Annotated in this window: 27 protein-coding genes; 11 read left to right on the top strand and 16 right to left on the bottom strand. The window is 69.9% G+C overall.

Annotated elements, in window-relative coordinates; translation table 11 throughout:
* Window positions 1–176 precede the first annotated feature (176 nt).
* On the top strand, window positions 177–1643 hold the full coding sequence (locus tag OG792_RS27730; RefSeq protein WP_329103767.1) for an MFS transporter: 1467 nt from the start codon (window positions 177–179) through the stop codon (window positions 1641–1643).
* A gap of 177 nt (window positions 1644–1820) precedes the next feature.
* On the opposite strand, the gene OG792_RS27725 is transcribed toward OG792_RS27730, so the two are convergent.
* From OG792_RS27725 to OG792_RS27685, 9 genes are all read right to left on the bottom strand, one after another.
* Window positions 1821–3425: a glycoside hydrolase family 13 protein gene (locus OG792_RS27725; RefSeq protein WP_329111473.1), complete on the bottom strand. Its 1605-nt coding sequence runs from the start codon at window positions 3423–3425 to the stop codon at window positions 1821–1823.
* A gap of 277 nt (window positions 3426–3702) precedes the next feature.
* Window positions 3703–4725: a LacI family DNA-binding transcriptional regulator gene (locus OG792_RS27720; protein ID WP_329103766.1), complete on the bottom strand. Its 1023-nt coding sequence runs from the start codon at window positions 4723–4725 to the stop codon at window positions 3703–3705.
* A gap of 68 nt (window positions 4726–4793) precedes the next feature.
* Window positions 4794–5759, bottom strand: a complete 966-nt coding sequence (locus OG792_RS27715; RefSeq protein WP_329103764.1) for a carbohydrate ABC transporter permease — start codon at window positions 5757–5759, stop codon at window positions 4794–4796.
* Window position 5760: 1 nt separating this feature from the next.
* A complete protein-coding gene (locus OG792_RS27710) occupies window positions 5761–6834 on the bottom strand; it encodes a carbohydrate ABC transporter permease (protein WP_329103762.1) in 1074 nt (357 codons plus the stop codon).
* A 70-nt stretch (window positions 6835–6904) separates the two neighbouring features.
* Entirely contained in the window at window positions 6905–8251 is a 1347-nt protein-coding gene (locus tag OG792_RS27705) for an ABC transporter substrate-binding protein (RefSeq protein WP_329103760.1), read from the bottom strand.
* Window positions 8252–8715: 464 nt separating this feature from the next.
* A complete protein-coding gene (locus OG792_RS27700; RefSeq protein ID WP_170208550.1) occupies window positions 8716–8859 on the bottom strand; it encodes a GPGG-motif small membrane protein in 144 nt (47 codons plus the stop codon).
* Window positions 8850–9626, bottom strand: a complete 777-nt coding sequence (locus OG792_RS27695) for a metallophosphoesterase family protein (protein ID WP_329103755.1) — start codon at window positions 9624–9626, stop codon at window positions 8850–8852. Before OG792_RS27695 ends, OG792_RS27700 begins: the two co-directional genes overlap by 10 nt.
* 10 nt (window positions 9627–9636) lie before the next feature.
* Window positions 9637–9912: a hypothetical protein gene (locus OG792_RS27690; RefSeq protein ID WP_329103753.1), complete on the bottom strand. Its 276-nt coding sequence runs from the start codon at window positions 9910–9912 to the stop codon at window positions 9637–9639.
* Window positions 9909–10538 (bottom strand): nucleotidyltransferase family protein, encoded by a 630-nt coding sequence (locus OG792_RS27685; protein WP_329103751.1) that lies wholly within the window; start codon window positions 10536–10538, stop codon window positions 9909–9911. Before OG792_RS27685 ends, OG792_RS27690 begins: the two co-directional genes overlap by 4 nt.
* 226 nt (window positions 10539–10764) lie before the next feature.
* Here OG792_RS27685 and OG792_RS27680 point away from each other — a divergent pair, with 226 nt between their 5' ends.
* The 4 genes from OG792_RS27680 (at window position 10765) to OG792_RS27665 (ending at window position 15065) form a co-directional block, all read left to right on the top strand.
* Entirely contained in the window at window positions 10765–11517 is a 753-nt protein-coding gene (locus OG792_RS27680; protein WP_329103749.1) for a dTMP kinase, read from the top strand.
* Between the two features lie 119 nt (window positions 11518–11636).
* A complete protein-coding gene (locus tag OG792_RS27675) occupies window positions 11637–12650 on the top strand; it encodes an NAD-dependent epimerase/dehydratase family protein (protein ID WP_329103747.1) in 1014 nt (337 codons plus the stop codon).
* 90 nt (window positions 12651–12740) lie between these two features.
* Window positions 12741–13679 carry a MurR/RpiR family transcriptional regulator gene (locus OG792_RS27670; RefSeq protein WP_329103745.1) on the top strand — a complete coding sequence of 313 codons (939 nt, stop codon included), beginning with the start codon at window positions 12741–12743 and terminating at the stop codon, window positions 13677–13679.
* 396 nt (window positions 13680–14075) lie between these two features.
* Window positions 14076–15065, top strand: a complete 990-nt coding sequence (locus OG792_RS27665) for a sigma-70 family RNA polymerase sigma factor (RefSeq protein ID WP_329111471.1) — start codon at window positions 14076–14078, stop codon at window positions 15063–15065.
* Between the two features lie 83 nt (window positions 15066–15148).
* Here OG792_RS27665 and OG792_RS27660 read toward each other — a convergent pair whose 3' ends face one another.
* Together OG792_RS27660 and OG792_RS27655 are read right to left on the bottom strand one after the other, a co-directional pair.
* The gene (locus OG792_RS27660) at window positions 15149–15820 is read right to left on the bottom strand and encodes a hypothetical protein (protein ID WP_329103743.1); all 672 of its coding nucleotides are present in this window, start codon (window positions 15818–15820) and stop codon (window positions 15149–15151) included.
* Between the two features lie 9 nt (window positions 15821–15829).
* Entirely contained in the window at window positions 15830–16792 is a 963-nt protein-coding gene (locus OG792_RS27655; RefSeq protein ID WP_329103741.1) for a C40 family peptidase, read from the bottom strand.
* A 711-nt stretch (window positions 16793–17503) separates the two neighbouring features.
* Here OG792_RS27655 and OG792_RS27650 point away from each other — a divergent pair.
* Entirely contained in the window at window positions 17504–18052 is a 549-nt protein-coding gene (locus tag OG792_RS27650) for a DUF6232 family protein (RefSeq protein ID WP_329103739.1), read from the top strand.
* Between the two features lie 27 nt (window positions 18053–18079).
* On the opposite strand, the gene OG792_RS27645 is transcribed toward OG792_RS27650, so the two are convergent.
* Window positions 18080–18943: a helix-turn-helix domain-containing protein gene (locus tag OG792_RS27645; protein WP_329103737.1), complete on the bottom strand. Its 864-nt coding sequence runs from the start codon at window positions 18941–18943 to the stop codon at window positions 18080–18082.
* Between the two features lie 305 nt (window positions 18944–19248).
* Between OG792_RS27645 and OG792_RS27640 the strand changes: the two genes are divergently transcribed.
* Complete coding sequence (locus tag OG792_RS27640) at window positions 19249–19449, top strand: DUF397 domain-containing protein (protein ID WP_329103734.1); 201 nt, start codon at window positions 19249–19251, stop codon at window positions 19447–19449.
* Between the two features lie 272 nt (window positions 19450–19721).
* Here OG792_RS27640 and OG792_RS27635 read toward each other — a convergent pair whose 3' ends face one another.
* Both OG792_RS27635 and OG792_RS27630 read right to left on the bottom strand, forming a co-directional pair.
* Window positions 19722–20057: a DUF3817 domain-containing protein gene (locus OG792_RS27635; RefSeq protein WP_329103732.1), complete on the bottom strand. Its 336-nt coding sequence runs from the start codon at window positions 20055–20057 to the stop codon at window positions 19722–19724.
* Window positions 20058–20073: 16 nt separating this feature from the next.
* A complete protein-coding gene (locus tag OG792_RS27630) occupies window positions 20074–20499 on the bottom strand; it encodes a hypothetical protein (RefSeq protein ID WP_329103730.1) in 426 nt (141 codons plus the stop codon).
* 137 nt (window positions 20500–20636) lie between these two features.
* Between OG792_RS27630 and OG792_RS27625 the strand changes: the two genes are divergently transcribed.
* From OG792_RS27625 to OG792_RS27615, 3 genes are all read left to right on the top strand, one after another.
* Entirely contained in the window at window positions 20637–20990 is a 354-nt protein-coding gene (locus OG792_RS27625; protein ID WP_329103729.1) for a DUF6158 family protein, read from the top strand.
* 4 nt (window positions 20991–20994) lie between these two features.
* Window positions 20995–21327 (top strand): hypothetical protein, encoded by a 333-nt coding sequence (locus OG792_RS27620; RefSeq protein WP_329111470.1) that lies wholly within the window; start codon window positions 20995–20997, stop codon window positions 21325–21327.
* A 122-nt stretch (window positions 21328–21449) separates the two neighbouring features.
* Window positions 21450–22022 carry a DUF1360 domain-containing protein gene (locus tag OG792_RS27615; protein ID WP_329103728.1) on the top strand — a complete coding sequence of 191 codons (573 nt, stop codon included), beginning with the start codon at window positions 21450–21452 and terminating at the stop codon, window positions 22020–22022.
* A gap of 45 nt (window positions 22023–22067) precedes the next feature.
* On the opposite strand, the gene map is transcribed toward OG792_RS27615, so the two are convergent.
* A complete protein-coding gene (map, locus tag OG792_RS27610; protein WP_329103727.1) occupies window positions 22068–22850 on the bottom strand; it encodes a type I methionyl aminopeptidase in 783 nt (260 codons plus the stop codon).
* Between the two features lie 66 nt (window positions 22851–22916).
* Here map and OG792_RS27605 point away from each other — a divergent pair, with 66 nt between their 5' ends.
* Window positions 22917–23219, top strand: a complete 303-nt coding sequence (locus OG792_RS27605) for a helix-turn-helix transcriptional regulator (protein ID WP_329103725.1) — start codon at window positions 22917–22919, stop codon at window positions 23217–23219.
* 29 nt (window positions 23220–23248) lie between these two features.
* Here the strand turns inward: OG792_RS27605 and OG792_RS27600 are convergent, their stop codons facing one another.
* Window positions 23249–23455: a hypothetical protein gene (locus OG792_RS27600; protein ID WP_329103724.1), complete on the bottom strand. Its 207-nt coding sequence runs from the start codon at window positions 23453–23455 to the stop codon at window positions 23249–23251.
* Window positions 23456–23588: the final 133 nt, after the last annotated feature.

Raw genomic sequence — 23588 nt, 5'->3', positions numbered from 1 at the left:
ACGCGATCCGCGCCTCTCGGTCGAGCTGTGCTGACCAGCCATCAAGCCTAGGGATGGGGGCGACCCCGCGTGAGCCTGCGACTCCTCAGCGCAGCTCAATTCCGGCTCGGATTCCCCGGCGGCCCCGGATGCGGACCCGGGTGGGGTGCTTGGCGCATGCTGTTCGGGTGTCGGAGATGACCAAGAGCGATGGCGGTGGCCGGGAGGTCCGGGGCGGTGGACCCGGACACCGGTTCTACAGCGTCGTTGTCTTCGTCGTGCTCGCCTCGCTGGACAACGTGGCCATCGGGCTGGTGCCGCCGCTCTACACGCCGATCAGCTCCACCCTCGGCGTCAACACCTCGGCGATCGGGCTGGTCACCGCGATCAGCTTCCTGGTCAGCGCGATCGCGGCGGTCGGCTGGGCGTACGTCGGCGACCGGACCAACCGCAAACCGCTGCTGATGATCGGCACCCTGCTCTGGGCGCTCGGTACGGCCGGCAGTGCCGCCGCCGGAAACTACCCGGACTTCTTCGGTGCCGCCGGCGGCTACCCGGCGTTCTTCCTCGCCCAGGCGGTGGCCGCGATCGGCCTCGGTGCCGTCGGTTCGGTCGGCTTCTCGGTGGTCACCGACCTCATCTCGCCCCGCCGCCGGGGGCTGGTGATGAGCTTCTGGGGACTGTCGCAGGGCATTGGCACCCTCGGCGGAACCCTGCTCGGCGGCATCCTCGGCTCGACCGACTGGCGGCTGCCGTTCCTCGTGCTCAGCGTGGCGGGGTTGGTCGCCACGGTCGCGTACTTTTTCACGTACGACATCCAGCGGGGGGAGAGCGAACCGGAACTTGCCGGGGTGCTCGCCACCGGCCACGAGTACGACTATCGAATCAGCCGGGCCGACCTGCCGAGGATCCTGGACCGGCGCACCAACCGTTGGCTCATTCTCCAGGGGCTGACCGCGCAGGCGGCCTTCGGCTCACTGGTCTGGTTGCCGGTGCTGTTCCAGGAACGCGCCGAGGACCAGGGCTTCTCCAACTCGACAGCGATCATCATCGGCAGCGTCTTCGCCACCCTGTTCCAACTCGGCGGGGTGCTGTCCATCGTCGGTGGACTCGTCGGCGACGCGCTGCAACGGCGTACGCCTCGGGGCCGGGCGTTGGTCGCGGCCGTCGGCATTCTCGCGGCCGTGCCGTTCTACCTGGTCCTGTTCTTCGTGCCGATCCGGATCGACGTCCCCGACGGCGCCGGCGCCGGTACGGTGATCACCTCCGTGCTGGGCAGCGTGTTCACCGAGCCGACGATCGGTTTCAGCCTGCTCACCGCGCTGGTCGCGCTCGCCCTGACCTCGGCGAACTCGCCGAACTGGTTCGCGTTGATCGCCGACGTCAACCCGCCCGAGCACCGGGGCACCGTCTACAGCCTCGGCAACCTGGTCAACGGCGTCGGCCGAGCCGCCGGCAACGGCCTGGTCGGGATCGCCTTCCAGGGCCTTCGGGCGGCCTTCCCGCCGCCGCTGAACTTCGCCGTCGGCCTGGCCGCCTTCCAACTCTTCTTCATCCCCACCGGCATCATGTACTGGCTGGCCTCCCGCACCTCCCCCGAGGACATCAAAAACGTCCACGACCTCCTACACGCCCGCGCCACCAAGGTCCCCCCCAACCCCTAACCCCACCCCGTCCCCCCGTCCTCCCCGTCCCCACCCCCTCCTCGCGCGATCTTGCAGTTGTGGCGCCCAGTTTGTCCCACTCAGGGCTTATGTGAACGACCACAACTGCAAGATCAACGCGCGAGGCGGGGTGGGAGGGGGACGGGGGACGGGGGTGGGGGTGGGGGTGGGGGTGGGTTAGGGGCGGAACCAGGCGGTGACGTTGGTGGGGACGTGGTTGTTTGGGGTGAGGGGTTCGCTGGTCTGGAGGATGGTGGCGCCGGGTGGCAGGGGCACCGGGTCCGGGCCGAAGTTGGTCAGCACCGACAGGTTGCCGTTGCGGAAGGAGATCACGTCGTCCGCGCTGGCCAGCCAGTAGACCGTGCCTCGGCCGAGGGCGAGTTCGCGGCGCAGTCGCAGGGCGGTCCGGTACAGCTCGTACGTCGAGCCGGCCACGCCGCGTTGCAGGTCGAGGGCGTACTCGGCGTAGAGGGTCGGCTGCGGCAGCCAGCTCCGGTCGGTGGGGCCGAAGCCGTACGACGGCGCGTCGGACTCCCACGGGATCGGCACCCGGCAGCCGTCCCGCCCCCGGTGGGTGTGGCCGCTGCGCTCCCAGGTCGGGTCCTGGCGGGCCTCGTCCGGCATCGTGGTGTGCTCGGGTAGGCCCAGTTCCTCACCCTGGAACAGGTACGCCGAACCGGGCAGGGAGAGCATCAGCAGCGTCGCCGCCCGCGCCCGACGCAAGCCGAGTACGCCGTCCGGCTGCGGGTCGTCGGCGCCGATCCCGTTCGGCCGGGGCTGGCCGACCGGCAGCCCGAGGCGGGAGGCGTGCCGGATCACGTCGTGGTTGGACAGCACCCAGGTGGTGGGGGCGCCGACCGCCGCACTGGCCTCCAGCGAGCGGGTGATCACCGCGTACTGGGCCGGTGCGGTCCAGGCGGCCTCCAGGTACTCGAAGTTGAACGCCTGGTGCATCTCGTCCGGGCGGACGTACGCGGCCAGCCGCTCGGCGGGCTGCACCCACGCCTCGGCGACCAGGATCCGTTCGCCGGGGTAGCTGTCCAGCACCTGTCGCCAGTCCCGGTAGATGTCGTGCACCCCGTCCTGGTCCCACATCGGCGGGCGCGGACCCTCGGTGCCCTCGCCGGACAGCGGCTCCACCGGGTAGTGCCAGTCGGCCAGGTCGGCCTGCTTGATCAGGCCGTGCGCGACGTCGACCCGGAAGCCGTCGACGCCCCGGTCGAGCCAGAACCGCAGGATGTCGAGGAACTCGGCGCGTACCTCGGGTCGGTCCCAGTTCAGGTCGGGCTGGCCGGTGTCGAACAGGTGCAGGTACCACTGACCGGGCTGACCGTCCGCGTCCTTGGTACGGGTCCAGGCGGGGCCGCCGAAGACGCTCTGCCAGTCGTTGGGCGGCTCGTCGCCGGACGTACCCCGGCCGTCGCGGAAGATGTAGCGCTGGCGCTCCGCGCTGCCGGGGGCGGCGGCCAGGGCCGCGCCGAACCAGGCGTGGGCGGACGAGGTGTGGTTCGGCACCAGGTCGACGATCACCCGCAGGCCGCGCGTGTGCGCCTCGCCGATCAGGGCGTCGGCGTCGGAGAGCTGGCCGAACAGCGGGTCGACGTCCCGGTAGTCGGCCACGTCGTAGCCGGCGTCGGCCTGCGGTGACGGGTAGAACGGGGAGAGCCAGACCGCGTCGGCGCCGAGTTCGACCAGGTGGTCCAGGCGGGCGGTGATGCCGGGCAGGTCCCCGATGCCGTCGCCGTTACCGTCGGCGAACGAGCGCGGGTAGATCTGGTAGATGACCGCATCCCGCCACCACTGGGTGGGTTCCGGCTGGTCGGTCCCGACCGGCGCGGTCGGCGACGACTCGGTGGTCGACGGCGGAGTCTGCTGGCTGTTCAGGGCGTACTCCCATGGGTGTCGGGCACGGTGGAACTCGGGCGACCGGCCGGTGGCCGGCGTGGTCCGGTGGTGGTGCGGTGCTGCCGGGTACCAGTCTGCCGGCGTTGCGCCCGACCCGCCCGGCGGCGGGCGGGTCGACTCGCGCACGGCGTGGGCCAGGGGCGCGCGGGCGGGGTCAGCCGGCCCGGGGTGGGCCGGTGGACTCGCGGACGACCAGGGCGGTGGGCAGGATGACCGAGGCGGTCGCGGCCGGCCGGGGGCGACCTTCGAGGGGGTCGAGCAGCAGGCCGGCGGCGAGCCGGCCGTGGGCGGCGGCCGGCTGGGCGACGGTGGTCAGTCCGACGGCGGCGGCCAGGTCGTGGTCGTCGAGGCCGATCACGCTCACGTCCTGCGGCACCCGGAGGCCGGCTGAGCGCAGGGTGGACATGGCACCCATCGCCATCTCGTCGCAGGCGGCGAAGATCGCGGTCGGGGGTTCGCCCCGGTTGAGTAGTTCGGTGGTGGCGGCGCTGCCGCCGTCCACGGTGAACTCGGCTTCGACGTCGAGTCGCGGGTCGGGCATCAGGCCGGCGGCGCGCAGCGCCTCCTGGTAGCCCCGCCGCCGGTCGAGGTGGGTGGTGAAGGAGAGTTCCGCGGAGGCGTCGCCGGCCAGGTGGGCGATCCGGTGGTGACCCAGCGAGACGAGGTGGGCGGTCGCGGTCCGCGCCGCGTCGACGTCGTCGATCCGCACGCTCGGCCAACCGGGTACGGCGGCACCGGAGCTGACCGTGACGCCGGGCAGCCGCAGCTGGGCGATGGTGGCCAGGTCGGCGGCGCCGAGCGGGGTGGCGACCAGCATCAGCGCGTCGACCCGTTTTTGCAGGTTGGTGGTCTGGAACAGTTGCCGGCGGTTCTGTTCCCGGTCGCCGAGGTTGTAGAGCAGCAGGTCGTACCCGGCTTCGCGCAGCGTCTCCTCGGCCGCGTCGACCACGGTGCCGAAGAACCAGCGGGTGACCTGGGGAACCACCACCGCGATCGAGCCGGTCCGGCCGCCGGCCAGCCGGGAGGCGCTGGGCGAGGCGGTGTAGTTGAGTTGTTCGGCGGCGGCCAGCACGCGGGCGCGGGTGGCCTCCGACACCGTCGGCAGCCCGCGTAGGGCGCGGGAGACCGTGGCGGTGGACACCCGCGCCAGCCGTGCGACGTCGTCGATCTTGGTCACGTTGTCACGTGCTCCGCTCACTCAGGCCGCCGGTCGCGGCCCCCGTCCTTCGTCGGGCGCCCCCGGCCTCAGCCCTTGACGCTGCCGGCGAGCAGGCCGCGTACGAAGTAGCGCTGGAGGGAGAGGAAGACGATCAGCGGTACGACGATCGAGATGAACGCGCCCGAGGTGAGCCGTTGCCACTCGCCGCCCCGGGTGCCGGCCATCTCGGCCAGCCGTACGGTCATCGGCGCGGTCTCGTCCCCGCCCCCGGCGAAGATCAGCGCGACCAGCAGGTCGTTCCAGACCCAGAGGAACTGGAAGATGCTGAACGCGGCCAGCGCCGGGGTGATCAGCGGCAGCACGATCGTCCGGAAGATCTTCGGGTGGGTGGCGCCGTCGACCCGGGCCGCCTCCATCAGGTCGCGCGGCAGTTGCGAGACGAAGTTGTGCAGCAGGAAGACGGCCAGCGGCAGGGCGAAGCAGGTGTGCGCGAACCAGACCTGGATGAACCGCTGCTCGTCGACGAGGTCCCAGGCGGGCATCAGGGTGATGCCGCCGACGCTGACGCCCTGGGAGAAGAAGCTGAGCAGCGGCACCAGCGCCATCTGCAACGGCACGATCTGGAGCGCGAAGATGCCGATGAAGACCCAGTCCCGGCCCTTGAAGTTGATCCAGGCCAGCGCGTACGCGGCCAGCGCGGCGAAGGCCAGCGGGAACAGCACCGACGGGATCGTGATCACGATCGAGTTGGTGAAGTAGCTGGCGAGCTGCCCCGAGGAGGACGACCGGCCGAACAGCACCTGCTGGTAGTTCTCCAGGGTGAGCTGCGGGTTGCTGAAGAAGGTCCACCAGCCGGTGGTCTTGATCGCGTCCTCGGGGCGGAACGAGGAGATGAACAGGCCGAAGGTGGGCAGCGTCCAGACCACCGCGATGACGATCGAGACCACGGTCGCGGTCCGGCTGCTGAGCCGCTTGCGTACCCGGCCGGCGACGGTCTTCGGCGGATCCGTGTCGACGGTGGCGTCGACGCGTACGGGAACGGCGGTGGTCATGTCATACCTCCCGCTGCTTGCGCAGGTTGCGGATCTGGTAGATCACGATCGGGATCACCAGGACGAAGAGGAAGACCGCGAGGGCCGAGCCCTGGCCGGTCTCGCCGTAGCGGAACGCCTGGTTGTACATCTCGCTGGCGATCACGTTGGTGTCGAAGTTGCCGTTCGTCGCGGTCCGGACGATGTCGAAGACCTTGAGCGTGCCGATCGAGATGGTCACCACCACCACTATCAGCGCCGGCCGGATGCTCGGGAGCGTGACCTGCCAGAACATCTGCCACGGGGTGACCCCGTCCAGCCGGGCCGCCTCGACGATGTCGCCGGGGATGGCCTTGATCGCGGCGGAGAGCACCACCATGGCGAAGCCGGCCTGGATCCAGATCAGGATCACGATCAGCAGCAGCGTGTTCAGCGGCGGTTCCTGCAACCATTGGCGGGGGACGCCACCGAACCACACCACTATCTGGTTGAGCAGGCCGATCTGCGTTTCGCCCTCGCCCCGGTAGGCGTAGACGAAGCGCCAGATGATGCCGGCGCCGACGAACGAGATCGCCATCGGCAGGAAGATCAGCGACTTGGCGACCGCCTCGAACCGCGCCTTGTCCACCAGTACGGCGTAGAGCAGGCCGGTGGTGGTGGCCAGCAGCGGGACCAGGATCACCCAGATCAGGGTGTTGACCAGCACCCGGACGATCTCGTCCTGGCTGAACAGCCAGCCGTAGTTCTGCAACCCGACCCAGCTGTCGCTGCCGCCGTCCATGAACGAGAGCGCGACCGTACGGATGGCCGGGATGACCAGGCCGATGAGCAGCAGCAGCACGGTCGGCAGCAGGAAGAAGAGGCCGAACAGTCCTTCGGTGCGCCAGGGCCGTCGGGGCCGGGCGAGCGGGTTGCCGCCGGCCACCGCGCCGCCGCCGGCCGAGACCGCGATCAGCCGGGACTCACGCCTGCGGGCGAACCAATTGGGTACGACGTCGAGCAGGAGCAGCAGGCCGCCGACCACGACGACGAAGGCCACCAGCCCGTACAGCAGCATGACGAGCTTGGGTGTCTCGTCCGCGAAGTCGAAGTTCATCCGCCCTCCCGGGGCCGTCTACGAACCGGTGGTCCGGCCCGACGTCATCGGGCCGGACCACCGGTGGAACTCATTTCGGCCAGGTGCTCTCGATCTGGGAGAGCGTTGCGGCGGTGTCCTTACCGTTGACCCACTCGATCATGCCCTTCCAGAACGTGCCCGCGCCGACGGCGGCCGGCATCAGGTCCGAGCCGTCGAACCGGAAGACGGTGTTCGGGTCCTGGAGGATCTGTACGGAGAGCTTGTCGATCGGGTTCGGGACGTTGTTGATGTCCAGGCCCTTGTTGGCGGAGACGTTGTTGCCGAGCTTGGCCCGACCGTTGGCGTACTCGGGCGAGGCCAGGTAGGTCTGCACCTTCTGCACCTCGGGCCGGTCGGCGAAGGCGACGGTGAACTCGCCACCACCCAGCACCGGCTTGCCCTTGGCCGGGTCGATCGCCGGGAAGTAGAAGGCGTAGACGTCGCCGTCCTCGGCCACCTTGGTGCCCTGCGGCCAGTTGTTGGCGTAGAACGACGCCTGGCGGTGCAGCGCGCACTTGCCTTCGAGGATCGGCAGACCGGCCTCCTGGAACGAGGTCGCCGCGATGCTCTTGACGTCGCCGTAGCCGCCGTTGACGTACTTCGGGTTCTTCAGGATCTTGCCGGCCTCGTTGAGGGCGGAGGCGACCTGCGGGTCGTTGAACGGGATGCCGTGGGTGGTCCACTGGTCGTAGACCTCGGGCGTCACCGTCCGCAGCATCAGGTCTTCGATCCAGTCGGTCGCCGGCCAGCCGGTGGCGTCACCGGACTCGATCCCGGCACACCACGGCTTCTCGCCGGTGGCGGCGATCTTCTCGCTGAGGGTGAGCAGTTCGGCCCAGGTGGTCGGGACCGTCCAGCCCTTCTCCTTGAAGGTCTTCGGCGAATACCAGACGAAGGACTTCACGTTGGAGCCGAGCGGCGCCCCGTAGAAGGTGCCCTTGACCGTGGAGTACTTCAGCCAGTCCGCCGGGTAGTTCTTCTCGGCCATCGCCTTGGTCTCGGCCGACGCCGCCTTGAGCTTGCCGGCCTCGGCGAAGCGGTTGAGCAGGCCGGGCTGCGGGATGAAGCTGATGTCCGGGGCGTTTCCGCCGTCCACCCGTACCTGGAGCTGGGCCTCGAACTCGCCGCTGCCCTCGTAGTCGATCTCGATGCCGGTGCAGTCCTCGAACTGCTTCCAGGATTCCTGTAGGACGTCGGCCTCCGCGTCCCGGATGGACGCGTAGACGGTGACCTTTTCTCCGTCGCTGTCCTGGTATGCCGAGTAGGCGGCGCACTCGGGGGAGTCCGCGTTGCTGCTGCTGTCGCTATCGCTCGAAGAGCAGGCGGTGGCGCTGAAGGTCAGCGCCAGCGCGCTGGCGATCACGAGGGCCTGGCGTGGTCTGGTGAAGACCGCCATGCCGTCCTCCTTCCTTCGCCGGCGCGTGGGGAGACCCCCGGGGGATCCGCGCCGGCCCTGATGGGCGTCCCCACATGTAAGCGCTTGCAGGAGGGGCCGTCCACCCCTGGAGCGGCACGAGGCCGTAACGATTCGGAAACCTGTTCGTTTACTGGCATGCCCTCTGACGAGGGGCGGGACGAATCGGCCCGTTCCACATACTGGATCTTGCAACATTCGGCAATCGACAAATGTGAACATTCAGGTATCGATTGGACTGGATTTTCCAGTGGGTGACCGCGAAGGTGGTGACGACGAAAGCGCCGGGGCCGTCGCCCCGGGCCTTCCGTCGGGGAGGACGAAGACCCGGTACGACGACCCCGGCGGGCCGAAGGGAACCGAAGTTCCGGGAGGGGGGAGGAACGGGAGGGAAGGGGGAGGAGCGGGAGGAGGGATGGGGGAACAGTCGGGAGGGGATGGGGTCGCTAGTTGAAGATGCTGACCCCGCCGGGGCCCACGAGCAGGCCGATGATGATGAGCACGATGCCCCAGAGGAGCTGCCGCCGGAACAGTGCGAGCACGCCCGAGACGACCAGTACGACTGCGAGAATCCAAAGAATCAGGTCCATGAACGGTCAGTACCCGACCCGAATTCCGCAGAAACCTTCTCTCGCTCCGCCTGCTCTGCGAGGTGGAACACACTGTAGGCCTGCTTGATCACCGGGTGTGCCACGTTGCGTACGCGTACGCCACCGGGTGTGGTGCCGCGCTCGGTCCCGTGGTGCGCGTGGCCGTGGATGGCCAGTGCGGTGGGTGCCGAGTCGATGGCCTCGCCGAGCAGGTACGAGCCGAGGAACGGATAGATCTCCAACGGCTCACCGACGAGCGTGTCCGGCACCGGGGCGTAGTGGGTCAGCGCCACCCGTACGTCAGCGTCCAACTCCCGCAGTGCGGTGCCGAGCCGGTTCGCGACCTCGGTGGTCGTACGGATGAACGCCTTCATCTCCGGCTCGCCGAACTCGCTGGCGCAGCGGCCGGCGAACCCGCCGCCGAAGCCCTTGGCCCCGGCGATGCCGAGCCGGTGCTCGCCGCAGCGCAGCACCACCCCGGTCCCCTCCAGTACGGTGATGCCCGCGTCCTCCAGCACCCGGACCACCGCCGGGACCTGGTCACAGTGGTGGTCGTGGTTACCGAGCACCGTCACCACCGGTACGTCCAGCCCACCGAACTCGGTGGCCACGCAGCGCGCCTCGGCCTCGGTGCCGTGCCGGGTCAGGTCACCGGCGAGCAGCAGCACGTCGGCGTACTCCTTGATCTGGTCCAGCGCCGGTCGGAACCGGCCGACGACGTCCTCGTCCAGGTGCACGTCGCCGACGGCGGCGATCCGGATCACCACGTTCTCCCCCTCACGGCAGCTCCTCCACCTCGGTCGGGGCCTGGGCGCGGATCAGTCCTATGTCGACCTTCAACGGCAGGTCCGGGTACGTCTCGGCGACCCGGCGCAGGATCTCCTCGCGCCGCTGCTGGCTCTCCACCTCGCCGTAGAGCACCAGTGACCCGTCCCGGCGGTCGACGGTGATGCCCTGTTCGGCGATGTCGGTGTTCTCGGTCAACAGCCGCTGTACGGCCGCCTCCAGGTAGTCGTCGGACCGCTCGGCGGCGGCCCGGTCGGATCCGGTCATGCCAGCACCTCCTTCTCGGTCCGGTTGGCCTCCGCCCGAGCAGCCTCGGTCCGGGCCGTCGCCTCCGCGGTCGCGTCCGGTACGACCTCCAGTCGGTGCAGCAGGATCAGGAACGCCTCCGCGTACGGCGAGTGCCCGGTCTCCTCCCGGACCCGGTCCCAGTCGATCTGCTCGCGCAGGGAACGGGCCAGCGGCAGGCCGCGGGCGAAGTCGCAGTAGTGCTGGGAGAAGCTGAGCAGCTTGTGCACCATCAGCCGGGTGGCGGTGAGCACCGGCATGTGGATCGCGTCGACCGGGCGGACGACGGTGTCGAGCAGGGTGTCGTCGGTGACCGGGGTTTCGATCGGGCGATGGATCAGGTCCACCAGCCGGCCGTCGTCGTACACCTTGACCAGCCAGTCCTCCGGCGGCCGTTCGGCGACGAAACCCTCGGCCACCAGGGCCTCCAGTGCGCGTTCGGTGTCCTGCTCACGAAGCAGGAAGTCGACGTCGTGGTCGCTGGAGTGACCGCCGTGGGCGTAGACGGCGAAGCTTCCGCCCAGCGCGAAGGGAATCTCGGACTGTTTGAGGACGGCGGCGACCCGCTTGAGGGTATGCAGTAGACCCTCGTCCCCGCGGTGATCCATAACGTCTCCCGTGGTGGTTGGTGGCGGGCATCTGGTCGGTTGGTGCCGAATTTGTCGGTACCCGGCACCCTGCTCCTTCACACCTCGGTCGGGATGTCGGCCCGGAATCCACCCCTCTGCTAATTGCCTCATCATCGGCGAAAGCCGGCGCAGGATTTCCGGAAATTCGCCACATACGATCACGAAAATCATCGAGGGGTGCGAGCGCCCGGTACCGTTGCTGGGCGTGGCCCCATCTGCGCAGGATCGGCACGTTGAAACGGTCGGCAGGGGGCGGCTTCGCGTCGTCGCGCTTGTCGGCATCGATGGCTCGGGCAAGACGACCCAGGCGCACCGACTCGCCGCCGCACTGGACCGCGCCGGAGTACCGACCACCTACTCACGCAACGCCGGTGGCCGGCGCTGGTTCGGCCGGGCCGCCCGGCGACTCGGCCGCCCCGACGCCCGGCGACTGCTCGGCGACCGGGGACTGCTGTTCGCCGAGTCGGTACTCCGGTGGCTGGCCATCGCCCGCGCGCTGGTCCGGTCCGCCGTCGGCCGCCGGCTCGCGGTCATGGACCGCTACTCCTTCGACCAGTACGCCAGCATCCGGGTGCACCGTGGCACACCCCGCGCGCAACGACTGGCCCGGCTCGGCTACCGGGTCTTCCCCGAACCCGAGGTCACCTTCCTGCTGGTGGTCGACCCGGCCGAGGCGTACCAGCGGATCGAACGGCGGGGCACCGACCACGAGAGCATGGAGTACCTGACCACAGCCGACGCCGCCTACAGGTCCCTGCCCGAGTACGGCACCTTCGTGGTGATCGACGCGAACCGGACGCCGGACGAGGTCACCGCCCAGATCGCGGTGTACCTGCGCCCGTGGCTGTCGCCGGAGCCGCCGCCGGCCACCCCGCCGACCCGGCTGCCCGAACCACCGCCGTCACCGCCGCTGCCGCCACCGGCGGTGCTGAGCCGAACCGCCCACCCCGGCAGCTGAGCCCTCGGCGGTGGGAGGCTTGCGCCGTCGGCGGTGGGAGGCTTGCGCCGTCGGCGTAAGCCTTCTGCTGTCGGCAGACCGGGCTGGTCACCGGGCCCGATCGGCAGCAGGATCGGCGTATGCGTCTACTCGTACTCGGTGGCACCATGTTCCTCGGCCGTGCGGTCGCCCGACTGGCCGCCGCGGCTGGCCACGAGGTCACCTGCGCGGCCCGTGGGGTGTCCGGTGAGCCGGTGCCCGGCGTCCGGTTCGTGCAGGTGGACCGCGACGACCCGGCCGGACTGTCCGCCCTGGACGGTGAGCGGTTCGACGCGGTCGTCGACGTGACCCGGCGTCCGAGCCACGCCCGGCACGCGGTGGCCGCCCTCGCCGACCGGGTCGACCACTGGTCGTACGTCTCCACCTGCTCGGTCTACGCCGACAACGGCACCCCCGGCCAGCGGGCCGCTACGGCGGAGATGCTCGCGCCCGCCCCGGAAGGGGTGGACAACCCCATCGGCGAGCACGCCGAGTTCTACGGCCCGTGCAAGGTCTCCTGCGAGCAAGCCGTACTCGACACGATCGGTGCGCAGCGCTCGTTCGTCTGCCGGGCCGGCCTCATCGTCGGGCCGGAGGACCCGAGCGACCGGTTCCCGTACTGGGTCGACCGGCTGGCCCGGGGCGGCGAGGTGCTGGCCCCCGGCGCACCGGACGAGCTGGTCCAGTACGTCGACGTCGCCGACCTCGCCCAGTGGCTGCTGTACGCGGCCGAAACCGGCCTGACCGGCACCTTCGACGGCATGGGCGCACCGCTGTCGAGGGCCGGGTTCCTGGCCGGGGTGGCCGCCGGTGTCGGCCGCCCCGACCCGGAACTGACCTGGGTCGCGCAGGACTTCCTGGTCGAGCGGGATGTCCGGCCGTGGTCCGGTGAACGGGCCCTGCCGCTCTGGCTGCCGCTGCCCGAATACGCGGGATTCCTGACTCGGGACGTGACCGACTCGCTCGCCGCCGGACTGCGTACCCGGCCGCTCGCGGAGACCGCCGCGAGCACGCTGGACTGGATGCGTACCCACCCCGACGACGTACGCCGGGGTGGGCTGGAACCCGCCGACGAGGCGAAGGTGCTGGGGGAATGGTCGGCCAGGATCGCCTGACGGTGGGGTCGGCCGCCCGTTCGGCCGTATCCGCCCGACCGCGCCCGGCGCGTGGTTGACGCTCTCCGAGCCCATGAGTAACTTTCGCTGGTGGGGAAGATTGCGAAGATTTCCGCAGGTCATGTGCCTGGCGGCCTGATCGTCCAGATCAGTGGTCTGCTTCCGTCGCTGTCCCCGGCACAACTGCGGGTGGCCCGGTTCGTGCTCGCCGACCCGGCCGAGGTCGCCCGCCGTACGATCACCGATCTCGCCACCGCCGCCGAGACCTCGGAGGCCACCGTCGTCCGGTTCTGCCGCTCGCTCGGGCTCACCGGATACCCACAGCTACGGATCCGGCTCGCCGCCGAGGCGGCCCGGCGGGTTGATCCGCCGGACGCCCGGGTCGTCGGCGGCGACATCCCACCCGGTGCCGACCTGGCCCAGATCATCGCCACCATCGCCTTCCACGACGCGCGGGCGGTGGCGGAGACCGCCGAGCAACTCGACCCGGCCGTCTGCGAGCGGGTTGTCGCGGCGATCCACGCCGCCGGACGGATCGAGATCTACGGCGCCGGCGCCAGCGGCCTGGCCGCCGTCGACTTCCAGCGAAAACTGCACCGGATCGGCCGGCTCGCCTTCTGCTTCCCGGACGGCCACACGGCCCTGACCTCGGCCGCCCTGCTCGGCCGGGGCGACGTGGCGGTGGCCGTATCGCACACCGGCAGCACCGCCGAGTCGATCGGGGTGTTGGCGCGGGCGCGGGCGCGCGGCGCGACCACGGTGGCGCTGACCAACCACCCCCGTGCGCCGATCGGGGCGGTCGCCGACTTCGTGCTGGCCACGGCGGCCCGCGAGACGTCGTACCGCAGCGGTGCGTTGGCCAGTCGGCTGGCCCAGCTCACCGTGATCGACTGCCTCTTCGTCGGGGTCGCCACCCGCGACCGGGCCCGGACCGGACGGGCCCTCGAACTCGCCGCCGAGGCGCTGCCGGTCAGGGCCGGCAGACCCGCCACCAAACCCGTCGCAAGACCCATCGCCGGACAGGGTTGATCAAGGGGACTTTGCTGGCCGGCCGGATTGTTCACCACGTACAGGGGTAACCCTCAGCCGTGGTGAACCGTTCATGCTCCTGGTGCGTGTTGGTGTAGTGACGAGGATCGCAGGTCGGTGGTGATGCGGATCGCTGCGCGTCGTTGTGTCGTGGTGTTGCTATTTATCCGGCCGAAGAGTGCGCAATCGATCCGACAGTCGTCTACGGATACGGGTTGCACCGCAGCTGAAGAGCCCTCCTGACAGCAAACGTCGATCGTGCTCACAGCAACTACTCAGGCATTCGTGACACTTTCGACCCACGGGATGGAATCCCCAACGCGTCTCAACTGTTGTGTAGGTGTCAGCGCCACAGGGCACAGCAGGGGTTACGGGGGAGGGCTGATGAACGTGGGGATGGCAGGTAACCGGGCAACCGGGGTAGACGAGGGGACCGTGAGCGACGTGGAGAAGAGCATCGTTATGCGTACCGACGAGGTCGCCGAGGAGCGTGACCTGGTTGGCGTCTACCTGCACGAGATCTCTCGCACACCGCTGCTCGACGCCGCCAAGGAGGTCGACCTCTCGAAGTCGATCGAGGCGGGCCTCTACGCGGAGCACCTGCTCGAAGAGGGCCGTGTTCCGGTGGGTGTCGGCCGCGAGGAGCTGGAGCGCCTGGTGGTCGAGGGGGGTCGGGCGAAGGATCTGTTCATCCGGGCGAACCTGCGACTGGTGGTTTCGATCGCCCGTCGTTACGTCCGGTCCGGGATGCCGATGCTCGACCTGATCCAGGAGGGCAACACCGGCCTGGTCCGGGCGGTGGAGAAGTTCGACTACGAGCGCGGCTACAAGTTCTCGACGTACGCCACCTGGTGGATCCGCCAGGCGATCAGCCGGGCGATCGCCCAGCAGGAGCGGACCGTACGGCTGCCGGTGCACCTGGTCGAGGACGTCAACCGGATGCGCAACGTGGCCCGTCAGCTCACCCGCGAGCTGGGCGCCGACCCGGAGCCGGAGCAGATCGCGAAGTCCCTGGGCGTGACGGTGGAACGGGTGCACGAGCTGGTCCGCTGGTCGCAGGACACGGTGTCGCTGGACACCCCGGTCGGCGACGACGGCGACACCAACCTCGGTGACCTGGTCGCCGACAGCGACGCGCCGTCGCCCGAGGAGATCGTGCTGACCGCACTGGAGCGGCAGCGGATCGAGGGCCTGCTCAACCACCTCGACGACCGTTCGGCCGGCATCATGCGGGCCCGCTACGGCCTGGAGGACGGGCGCGAGCACTCGCTCACCGAGGTCGCCTCGCGCTTCTCGCTCTCCCGCGAGCGGATCCGCCAGCTTGAGATCCAGGCGCTCGGTCGGCTGCGTGAGCTGGCCCGCGCGGAGGGCCTACAGGCCGCCTGAGCCTGATCACACACCCAACGGCGAACGTGGCCGGTGTCTCCCGGAAGTTCGGGGGACACCGGCCACCGCCGTTTCCACCACGTTCAGTTGCCGAATCCCGCCACCACGTCGCCGAGCCGGCGGTCCGGGGCGCTGGCACAGGCCTGGGTGACCACGGTCAGGGCCAGCGGGGTGTCCAACTCGGGCACGCCCCGGGCCAGCGCGATGGCCCGCAGGGCACGGGACCGGTCCTCCCGTGGCGCCTGCCGGAACTCGGCACAGGAGGACTGGGTGGTGAGGCCGCCGCTGTCGTCCAGGTCGGCGAGGATGTTCCGGGCCACCAGGCAGACCACCAACACCGCGACGGCCGACACCGCCAGGGTGACGAGCAGCGTACGTCGGAACAGCCGCCGGGTGCCGGTGGACCGGCTCCGGTCCGGGGCGTCGGCCGGGGGACCCGCGCTGGCCGCGGTCTGCGAGCCGACGGGTGGGACCGCCGCGACGGCGGCAGCCAGCTCGGCCGCGTACGCCGGGTCGTCCCGGACGGCGGTCGCGAGCAGTCGGCGTACGAGGGAGTTGTTGCGGGGTTGCCGGACGAACTCGGCCAGCGCCTCCGCTTCGCCCAGGGCACGCAGCCGGGCGGCCACGGTCTCGTAGAGCGACCGGACGGCGGGGTCCCCGTGCCCCACACCGGCTATGCCGATCGCCGGCAGGTACGGCGTCAGGAGTTCGATCGCCGTACCCGCCAGCGGGTCGGGGTGGTCGGGCGTGGTCACCCGGGCAGGTTAGCGGACCCGGCCGTAGCCGTACGGCTTCATCATGTCCACGCTGGCGAGTTTGACGCTGTCGCCGAAGCTCGGCGCGTGGATCACCTGGTTGCCGCCGACGTAGAGCGCGACGTGTCCGAGACTGCTGTAGAAGACCAGGTCACCGGGTTGCAGTGAACTTCGGCTGATGTGCGCCACCTTGCCCCACTGCATCTCCGCGTTGTGTGGCAGGGACTTGCCGGCCACCTTCCACGCGGCCAGGGTCAGCCCGGAGCAGTCGTACCCGTTCGGCCCCTCGGCCGCCCAGACGTACGGCTTGCCGATCGCCTTGTACGCGTACGTGACGGCGGCGCCGGCCTTGCCGGAGACGGCCGGGATCTTGCCGGTGTACTTGGTGCCGGTCGAGGTCGCCGAGCCGTACGCCTTGCGGCGCAGCTCGGAGAGCTTGGCGATCTCGGCCTCGATCTTCTTCTTGCCGGCATCGAGTTCCTTGGCCTGTGCGGTCTGCCGGGCCAGCGTGCCGTCGAGCTTGGCCTTCTGGTCGACGTACTGCTGCTGGGCGGCGGTCAGCCCGGCGAGCTGCCGCTCCCGGTTGCGGGCCAGGTAGTCGAGGGTGCCGAGCCGGGCGATCAGGCTGTCCGCGGCGTTGTCGCCGAGCAGCGCGTCCGCCGTACGCAGCCCGCCCCCCTTGTACGCCTTGGTGGCGAGTGCGGCCACCTCGGCGCGGCTCTGCGTGGCCTGCTGTTCCAGCGGTGCGAGTTTGACGCCCAGTTCGGCGGTCGCGGCCTTGGTGCTCTTGATCTGCTCGTTGAGCTTGTTGTACGACTCGACGATCTTTTCCAGCTCGGTCGAAGCCTTGTCGATCTGCTGCGTGAGCTCGGCGGCGGACGGTTCCGCCTGGGCGATCGTGGTGGGCGCGATCAGCCCGACCGACAGACCCGCCAGGACGAGCGCGCGCAACAGGATCCGCGTGGATGGCAAGAGTGCGGAGCCCCTTCCTTTCCCGCCGCCGAACGGGTGTCCCGATCGCGGTCCGGGTGGTGCCGGACCGGGTTCGAGCCGGCGTTCCGCTTCACGGGCAGCGGTGTGTCCGCTGGTCGGCCACCGCCGAACGAGCGGTGTCCGTTGTGGAGCGATCGCGGACCGCGACTGCGGAGTGTCACTGCGTGGTCGGGTCCGGCCGGAGCGCTTCGGCGGCGCCGGGCCGGCATCACCCAGGGGGATGACTGACCACCGGACCAGCGGAACCAACCTAGTCCCAGGTCGGGCGGCGACAACAGTGGGGGCCGAGCGTTCTGCGGCAAGCGGCAACGGATAGGCGGAATGTCGTGATCACTAGCCGTGCTGGGTCCGAGTCGCTTGGTGATATGGCGGGTGGGTCCCGTACCGGGACTCGCCGAGTGCCCTTTTGGCCGGTGTTGGCAAATGGGGTAGTGCCCATTGGTGGGGTAAACCATCACAAAGAAGGACATAAATCTGTCCAGGGCGCTAGCTGCCGCCTGGAAATCTGCCAGGTGGCTGAAATCGCCCTTCCCACTGCTGGCGTGTCCTTCGCACAATGATTGCAGGGCCGGAATCAAATTCCGGCAACGGCATCGTTGCAAAAAACGATGATCGGCACCTGGCTGCCACCAAGTGCCGATCTTTACAGACCCCCACATCAGCCCGCCTCACGAGCCGTTGGAGGCTGTCATGCATCCTACGCGCGACTCCGCGCGCCGAACAGGTGCACAATCCGTAACCGAAAGGCGGGCGGGTCGGCCCGCTCCGGTCGAGTTCTACCGGCAGCCCGGCGTACAGGTCACGAGCGAGTCGTTCACCGTGGCGGGCCACCGGTTCCCGGTCGCCGAACTGACCCAGCTCAGGACCGCCCGGGGCCCACACGACCCGCTCACCGTACGGACCGTGGTGGTGACCGGTGCTGTGCTGGTCGTGATCGGGGTCGCCTTCGGCTACACCGGCGAGTTCTACCGGCTCGACGCCGCCACCTACCTGGCCCTCGGCGCCGCCGCGTTCCTGCCGGTGGTGCTCGCGTTCCTCGGCCACCGGCTGCGCCCACCAACGCACGAACTGTGGGGACGGTACCGGGGCGAAATGATGCTGTTGTTCAGCAGCGACCAGGAGCGTCAGTTCGGCCAGCTCACCCGGGCCCTGCGCCGGGCCCAGGAGGTCGCCCGGTCCGGTGGCGTCGCCGATCCGCTGGTCACCCTCTCGCCGCCCTGGGAACCACCGGCCCGCTGACCGATCGCCCCGCCCCGGCGGTGCCGGTCAGGTCAGGCCGCGGGCGATGGTGGCGATCCGTTCGAGGGACTCCGCCGGGCTCAACGCCGCCCGCCGCAGTCCCTCGAACGTCACCAGGTGCGAGGTGACCGACTCCGGATGGTCGAGTACGTCCTCCAGCCCGGTGCTCTCCAGGTAGACCGCGTCGGTCTCCTCCGACCCGGCGAAGCAGACGATCACGAACTGGCCGAGCGGGGTGTAGATGGTCGAGGTGAACGGCAGCACCTGGATCGTGATGTGCTCCACCTCGGCGAGCCGTACCAGATTGAGCAGTTGTTCGCGGATCACCTCGCGGCCGCCGGTCTGCCGGTGCAGGGTGGCCTCGTCCAGCACCACGTCGATGGTGGGCGGGTCGGGCCGGTCGAGCACCTCCCGCTGGCGGCGCAACCGTAGTGCCACCGACGCCTGGGCCTCCGCCTCGTCGTTGAAGTTCGGGATCACCGAGTGCACCACGGCCTGGGCGAACGCCTCGGTCTGCAACAGTCCGGGCATGCCGACCGACTGGTAGAAGCAGAGCCGCGACGCCTCCGCCTCAAGTCCGATGTAGGCGTAGTAGGCCGGCGGCACGCTGTCCCGGTACTGCGACCACCAGGTGCGTTGACGGGCCACCCGGGCCAGTTCGACCAGCTTCGCCACCTGCGCCGGATCGGTCACCTGGTAGTGGTGCAGCAGGGCCTTGACGTCGTTGGTGGAGATGGAGACGTAGCCGGACTCGATCCGGATCAGCTTGGAGAGCGACCAGTCCATCGCGAGGGCGACCTGCTCCTGGGTGAGCCCGGAGGCCTCGCGGGCCCGGCGGATCGCCGAGCGGAGCCTGCGCCTGCCCACCGTCGGGCCGAATGCCGTGGTCATCAGACTCTCTCCGTCAACGGCAGACCGGCGGCGGGGCGAGGGGTCGCCGTGCCGGTGTCGTCAGGATGCCACCTGGCTATCCGCTACCTGCCGGACCGGCGGACTATCGAGCAGGCTACACCGGGCGCGCAAACGAATACCAGGGTTCGCGCAGCGTTCAGCGACCGATCGGTAGCGATCGGTACAGGCTATACATGAAGCACCATAATGTACGCATTTCCGGGCTATCCGCCTCGCTGGCCGACCGGTATCGTCTGCTCGTCGCGGCGCCTGCCGTGCGAGGTAGCGGGTGTCAAGGAGGATGCATGTCGCAGCCGGGTCCCGGCACGGGTACGTGGCGGAAGAGCACTCGATGCGAGTCGCAGAAATGCGTCGAGGTTGCCGAGGTCACGGCCGGAATGGCGGTCCGCAACTCCACCGACCCGGACCGGTACGTCGTCTTCCCGGCAACCGCCTGGCAGGCGTTCGTCGACACCGTACGCGCCCGCGAGTTCGATCACGGCTGACCGCTCGCCCGCCGGGCGTACCGGCGGTCGGCGACGGGGTGTCGGTGACGTCGCCGACCGGTGGATTCACGTGCCTGCTCACGGTTCACTCAGGGGCCGCCGCCTTCTGCGGCCGGTCCCGCCGTGCGACATTTGGATCGAGACGGAACGTCCCGACATGCAGGTCGTCGGCGCCCCGCCGATCCGTCTCGCGGAGCCGCCCGTCCGCCCCGCCGGGCGTTTCCGTGCTGCACTGCGGGAGGGGTGCCTGCGGTCTCGAACCGGCCCGGGGGTCAGCCGGCGACGGTCTGCGGCTGCGGTCGCTCCTCCCGTAGCTGGGCGGCGATCCGGCGACTCACCACCCGTTCGGCATAGAACGACACGAACGGGACGGTGCCGGCGAGCATCACCAGCAGCATCTGACCGAGCGGCCACTTCGCCCGGCGGGTCACGTCGAACGCGGCGACGAGGTAGATCATGTACAGGAAGCCGTGTGCCGGGCCGATCGTCTCCACCACCACCGGCTCGTCCCAGCCGTACTTCAGTGGCATTCCCACCAGGACCAGCAGGATCAGCACGACACCTACGACGTAGGCGATCACACGGTATCGGGTCAGGGCTGCGCCCACTTCGTTCCGTTCCTTCCTACCGGCCGGGGCCGGGGTAGTCGCCGGGCTTGGCGCCCGGATTCGCGTTCAACCACGACAGGTAGTGGTTGTACTCGCTCAACTCGGGATCGCTGTCGTCCGGTTCGGGACCACTGCCCCGGGCCGCCACCAGCATCCGGGCGGAACGGACCGGTCGCCGTACGCCGGGAGAGCCGGCCGGCGGCGGTGCCGGCGCGGTCGGTGCGGCCGGTTCCTCCGGGCGCAGGGTGTGCCGGGCCTCGCGGATCCAGAGGAAGATCACAAAACCGGCGAAGATCGGCCACTCTACCGCGTACGCCCAGCTGAGTGTGTTGCCCGCCGAGGCCCGGCTGATCTGCCACCAGCCGAGCGCCAGGAACCCGGCCACGAGCGCGATCGTGAGCACGTGGCGGCCGATCCACGCCGGTGTCCACAACCGTCTCATGGCTCTAGAGCGTACCGGCGGCCGAGCCGGTTCTCCGACGCGGCGTCGTAGTCCGCGCCCACCCGGGTCTGGTTTGGGGTCGGTCCGGCGTGGGCAACCGTCCAGTCGCCAACCCAGTCGAGCAACCGGGGGCGATAATGACCGAATCAGTACGCGGTGCCCAGTTCGGGGCACCCGGATCCGTCGACGACAGCCCCGAGCAACGAGTCGGAGAGTGGGACGGCGACCACCCCGCCACCTCCGGTACGGTGGCCGCCGGCTTCACCGAGGACGAGACCGAGGACGTCGGCATCGACCCGGCCGAACTCGGTGACGACGACCTGATCCGGGAACTGCACAGCCTGCACCGGACCCGGCTGGACACGCTCCGGCACGCCGCCGACACGGCGCTGGCCAACCACCTGCGCCGCACCGCCGAGCTGGAGACCGAATACCTCAGCCGGCATCCGGGCCGCGAGGTCGACCCGGCCCGGCTCCGGAACGGCGACTGACGTGGTGGCGCACGCCGAACGGGGCATGTCCGCGCCGCCCGAGGTGGTCTTCAACACCGCGACCGACCCCGACCGGGTGGACGCCTGGCTGCCCGCGCCACTGCGCCGCGACGGCGGCACACCGGCCGGGATCACCGACCCGCTCGGCGCGCACTGGCGGACCAGCGGCTCGCCGACCTGGTCGGCCCGGCTTCAGGTCCGACCGGGCGATGCCGGCGGGGCCAGCGTACGGCTGGAGCTGGCGGCCGACCCGCAGGACCGGGGACTCGACCGGCTCGCCGACGAGTCGCTGGTGAACCTCGCCCGCGAGGTGGCGGACAACCTCACCCCCGGCTGAACCCTCGGCGAATCCCCGCTCGGCCGGGGTGACCGGCCACCGGTGAGGTGGGAGGACCAGGCGCCGGTCCTGCCGGCAGCGAACGAGACCGCACCGCACCGGATCGATAGAGGGAGTCGGCAATGAGTGTTCGGGACAGGGTCGCGCGCTTGCGCCGGGCGTACGCGCCACACGAGCACCGGCCGCTCGGCGGTTACCTGGTGGCGCTCGGTGCGTACGCCGGGGTCACCGCCGGGCTGACCGCAGTGGTGCGGGCGACCCGTACCCCGGTGCCGGACGCCCCGTCGACCAAGGACATCGTCCTGCTCGCCATCGCCACCCACAAGCTCAGCCGACTGCTCACCAAGGACGCCATCACCAGCCCGCTGCGTGCCCCGTTCACCAGCTACGACCGGCCGAGCGGCCACGGTGAGGTGATGGAGCAGGTACGCGACCAGGGCAGCAGCGCCCGGCACGCCCTCGGTGAACTGTTGAGCTGCCCGTTCTGCCTGGCCGTCTGGGTGGCCACCGGACTCACCGGGAGCCTGGTCCTCGCCCCTCGCCTCACCCGGCTGACGGCCACCGCCCTGACGGCCATAGCCGCCTCCGACTTCCTCCAACTGGCCTACGCCACCGCCCAACAGGCCGCGACCGGCCCCCACCCCCCGACCACCCCGTCGCCGCCCGCCGCCGCGTCGGGTCTGGGCGAGGTCTAGGCGAGGTCCAGGTGTACCGACCGGGGACCGCGGATGGCCGTCAGCTCACGGTTGTGCCGGCCTCGGCAGGGTGAGAATCTCGGCTCCGTCGTCGGTGATGGCGATCGTGTGCTCGCTGTGCGCCGTCCGGCAGCCGGTCGCGCTTCGGAGTGTCCAGCCGTCGGCATCGGTGACGAGCCTGGCGGTGTCCGCCATGACCCATGGCTCCAGTGCCAGCAGTAGCCCGGGGCGCAGCCGGTAGCCGCGACCGGGCCGCCCCGTGTTCGAGACGTGCGGGTCCTGGTGCATCGTCGAGCCGACGCCGTGACCGCCGAACTCGGTGTTGATCGGATATCCCGCCGCGCTGAGGACCGAGCCGATGGCATGGGAGATGTCACCGATGCGAGCCCCGGGACCGGCCGCGGCTATCCCCGCGCTCAACGCGCGTTCGGTCGCGTCGATCAGCGCGACGCTCTCCGGGGGCTTCGAGTCGCCCACGATGAAGCTGATGGCGGAGTCGGTGACAACTCCGCCGGTGGAGACGGCGAGGTCGAGCGACAGCAGGTCGCCGTCGGCGAGCGGGTAGTCGTACGGCAGTCCGTGCAGCACGGCGTCGTTGACCGACGTACAGATGTAGTGGCCGAATGGCCCGCGTCCGAACGACGGCTCGTAGTCGACGTAGCAGGACTGCGCTCCGGCCTCGATGATCATGGTCTGGGCCCACCGGTTGATGTCCCGAAGGTTCGTGCCGACCGTGCTGCGGCTCTTCAGGGTCTGCAATATGCCGGCGACCAGGGCGCCGGTGTCCTTCGCTTGCAGCAGCTGGGTGGGGTTCAGGATCTCGATCATGCGGCGCCTAACCTGTACGGCCAATAAGTATCCCGGCCATGTTATACCGGTACTAGAATCGCGGCCATGGTTAGGTTGCCGCTCACTCCCGCGGAGGTCGAGCGCGGACAGCGCCTCGGCGCCATCCTGCGTCGAGCCAGGGGGGAGCGTTCGATGCTCGGTACCGCGCTGGCCGCGGGTGTCTCGCCGGAGACCCTTCGGAAGATCGAGACCGGTCGCGTGGCCACCCCCGCCTTCCCGACCATCGCCGCGATCGCCGACGTCCTCGGCCTTTCCCTCGATGCGGTGTGGTCGGAGATCAACCAGTCGGACGGCGGGGTCGAACTCGCTGGATCGGGCCGCAACGCGGCCGAGCGGTTGGCCTCGTAGGCGCCGACCCCGTTGCGGTTCGAGGTGGGCTACGGGGAAGTGCCGCCCAGTAGGTCGGCGGCTTCGTCGTCGGCGTACTCGCCTTCCGGCATGGCGTTGATCCGGGTCAGCAGCTCGGCCGGGAGTTCGGCGGCGACCGCTCGGCGGTGGATCTCGCCCTGGGTGAGCCGTTCCTGGCCGGCATAGAGATCGTCGAGCAGGTCGTCGAGGGCGGGGCGGAGCGGGTCATCGGTCACGAAAGCCCAGCTACCCGGATCGAAATGGGCCAAACACGGCGCGTACGCCGAGCGGGTGTCGGGCAGTGACATCTCCCACAGGGGCGGGTGGAATCCGGGACGGGGTCGGCTCGTTGTGATGACTGTCGGTGTG

Origin of the sequence: Micromonospora sp. NBC_01699, from assembly GCF_036250065.1 — a bacterium.
Classification (GTDB): domain Bacteria; phylum Actinomycetota; class Actinomycetes; order Mycobacteriales; family Micromonosporaceae; genus Micromonospora_G.
Note: the sequence above shows the minus strand (reverse complement) of the source record. Positions and strands in the feature narration are given on the sequence as shown.

Coding starts and splice junctions, on each gene's coding strand:
- OG792_RS27715 (WP_329103764.1), bottom strand. CDS start 5,759: ATGACCACCGCCGTTCCCGTACGCGTCGACGCCACCGTCGACACGGAT.
- map (WP_329103727.1), bottom strand. CDS start 22,850: ATGATCGAGATCCTGAACCCCACCCAGCTGCTGCAAGCGAAGGACACC.
- OG792_RS27665 (WP_329111471.1), top strand. CDS start 14,076: ATGGCAGGTAACCGGGCAACCGGGGTAGACGAGGGGACCGTGAGCGAC.
- OG792_RS27645 (WP_329103737.1), bottom strand. CDS start 18,943: ATGACCACGGCATTCGGCCCGACGGTGGGCAGGCGCAGGCTCCGCTCG.
- OG792_RS27700 (WP_170208550.1), bottom strand. CDS start 8,859: ATGGACCTGATTCTTTGGATTCTCGCAGTCGTACTGGTCGTCTCGGGC.
- OG792_RS27615 (WP_329103728.1), top strand. CDS start 21,450: ATGAGTGTTCGGGACAGGGTCGCGCGCTTGCGCCGGGCGTACGCGCCA.
- OG792_RS27710 (WP_329103762.1), bottom strand. CDS start 6,834: ATGAACTTCGACTTCGCGGACGAGACACCCAAGCTCGTCATGCTGCTG.
- OG792_RS27650 (WP_329103739.1), top strand. CDS start 17,504: ATGCATCCTACGCGCGACTCCGCGCGCCGAACAGGTGCACAATCCGTA.
- OG792_RS27640 (WP_329103734.1), top strand. CDS start 19,249: ATGTCGCAGCCGGGTCCCGGCACGGGTACGTGGCGGAAGAGCACTCGA.
- OG792_RS27730 (WP_329103767.1), top strand. CDS start 177: ATGACCAAGAGCGATGGCGGTGGCCGGGAGGTCCGGGGCGGTGGACCC.
- OG792_RS27705 (WP_329103760.1), bottom strand. CDS start 8,251: ATGGCGGTCTTCACCAGACCACGCCAGGCCCTCGTGATCGCCAGCGCG.
- OG792_RS27690 (WP_329103753.1), bottom strand. CDS start 9,912: ATGACCGGATCCGACCGGGCCGCCGCCGAGCGGTCCGACGACTACCTG.
- OG792_RS27630 (WP_329103730.1), bottom strand. CDS start 20,499: ATGAGACGGTTGTGGACACCGGCGTGGATCGGCCGCCACGTGCTCACG.
- OG792_RS27605 (WP_329103725.1), top strand. CDS start 22,917: ATGGTTAGGTTGCCGCTCACTCCCGCGGAGGTCGAGCGCGGACAGCGC.
- OG792_RS27625 (WP_329103729.1), top strand. CDS start 20,637: ATGACCGAATCAGTACGCGGTGCCCAGTTCGGGGCACCCGGATCCGTC.
- OG792_RS27685 (WP_329103751.1), bottom strand. CDS start 10,538: ATGGATCACCGCGGGGACGAGGGTCTACTGCATACCCTCAAGCGGGTC.
- OG792_RS27675 (WP_329103747.1), top strand. CDS start 11,637: ATGCGTCTACTCGTACTCGGTGGCACCATGTTCCTCGGCCGTGCGGTC.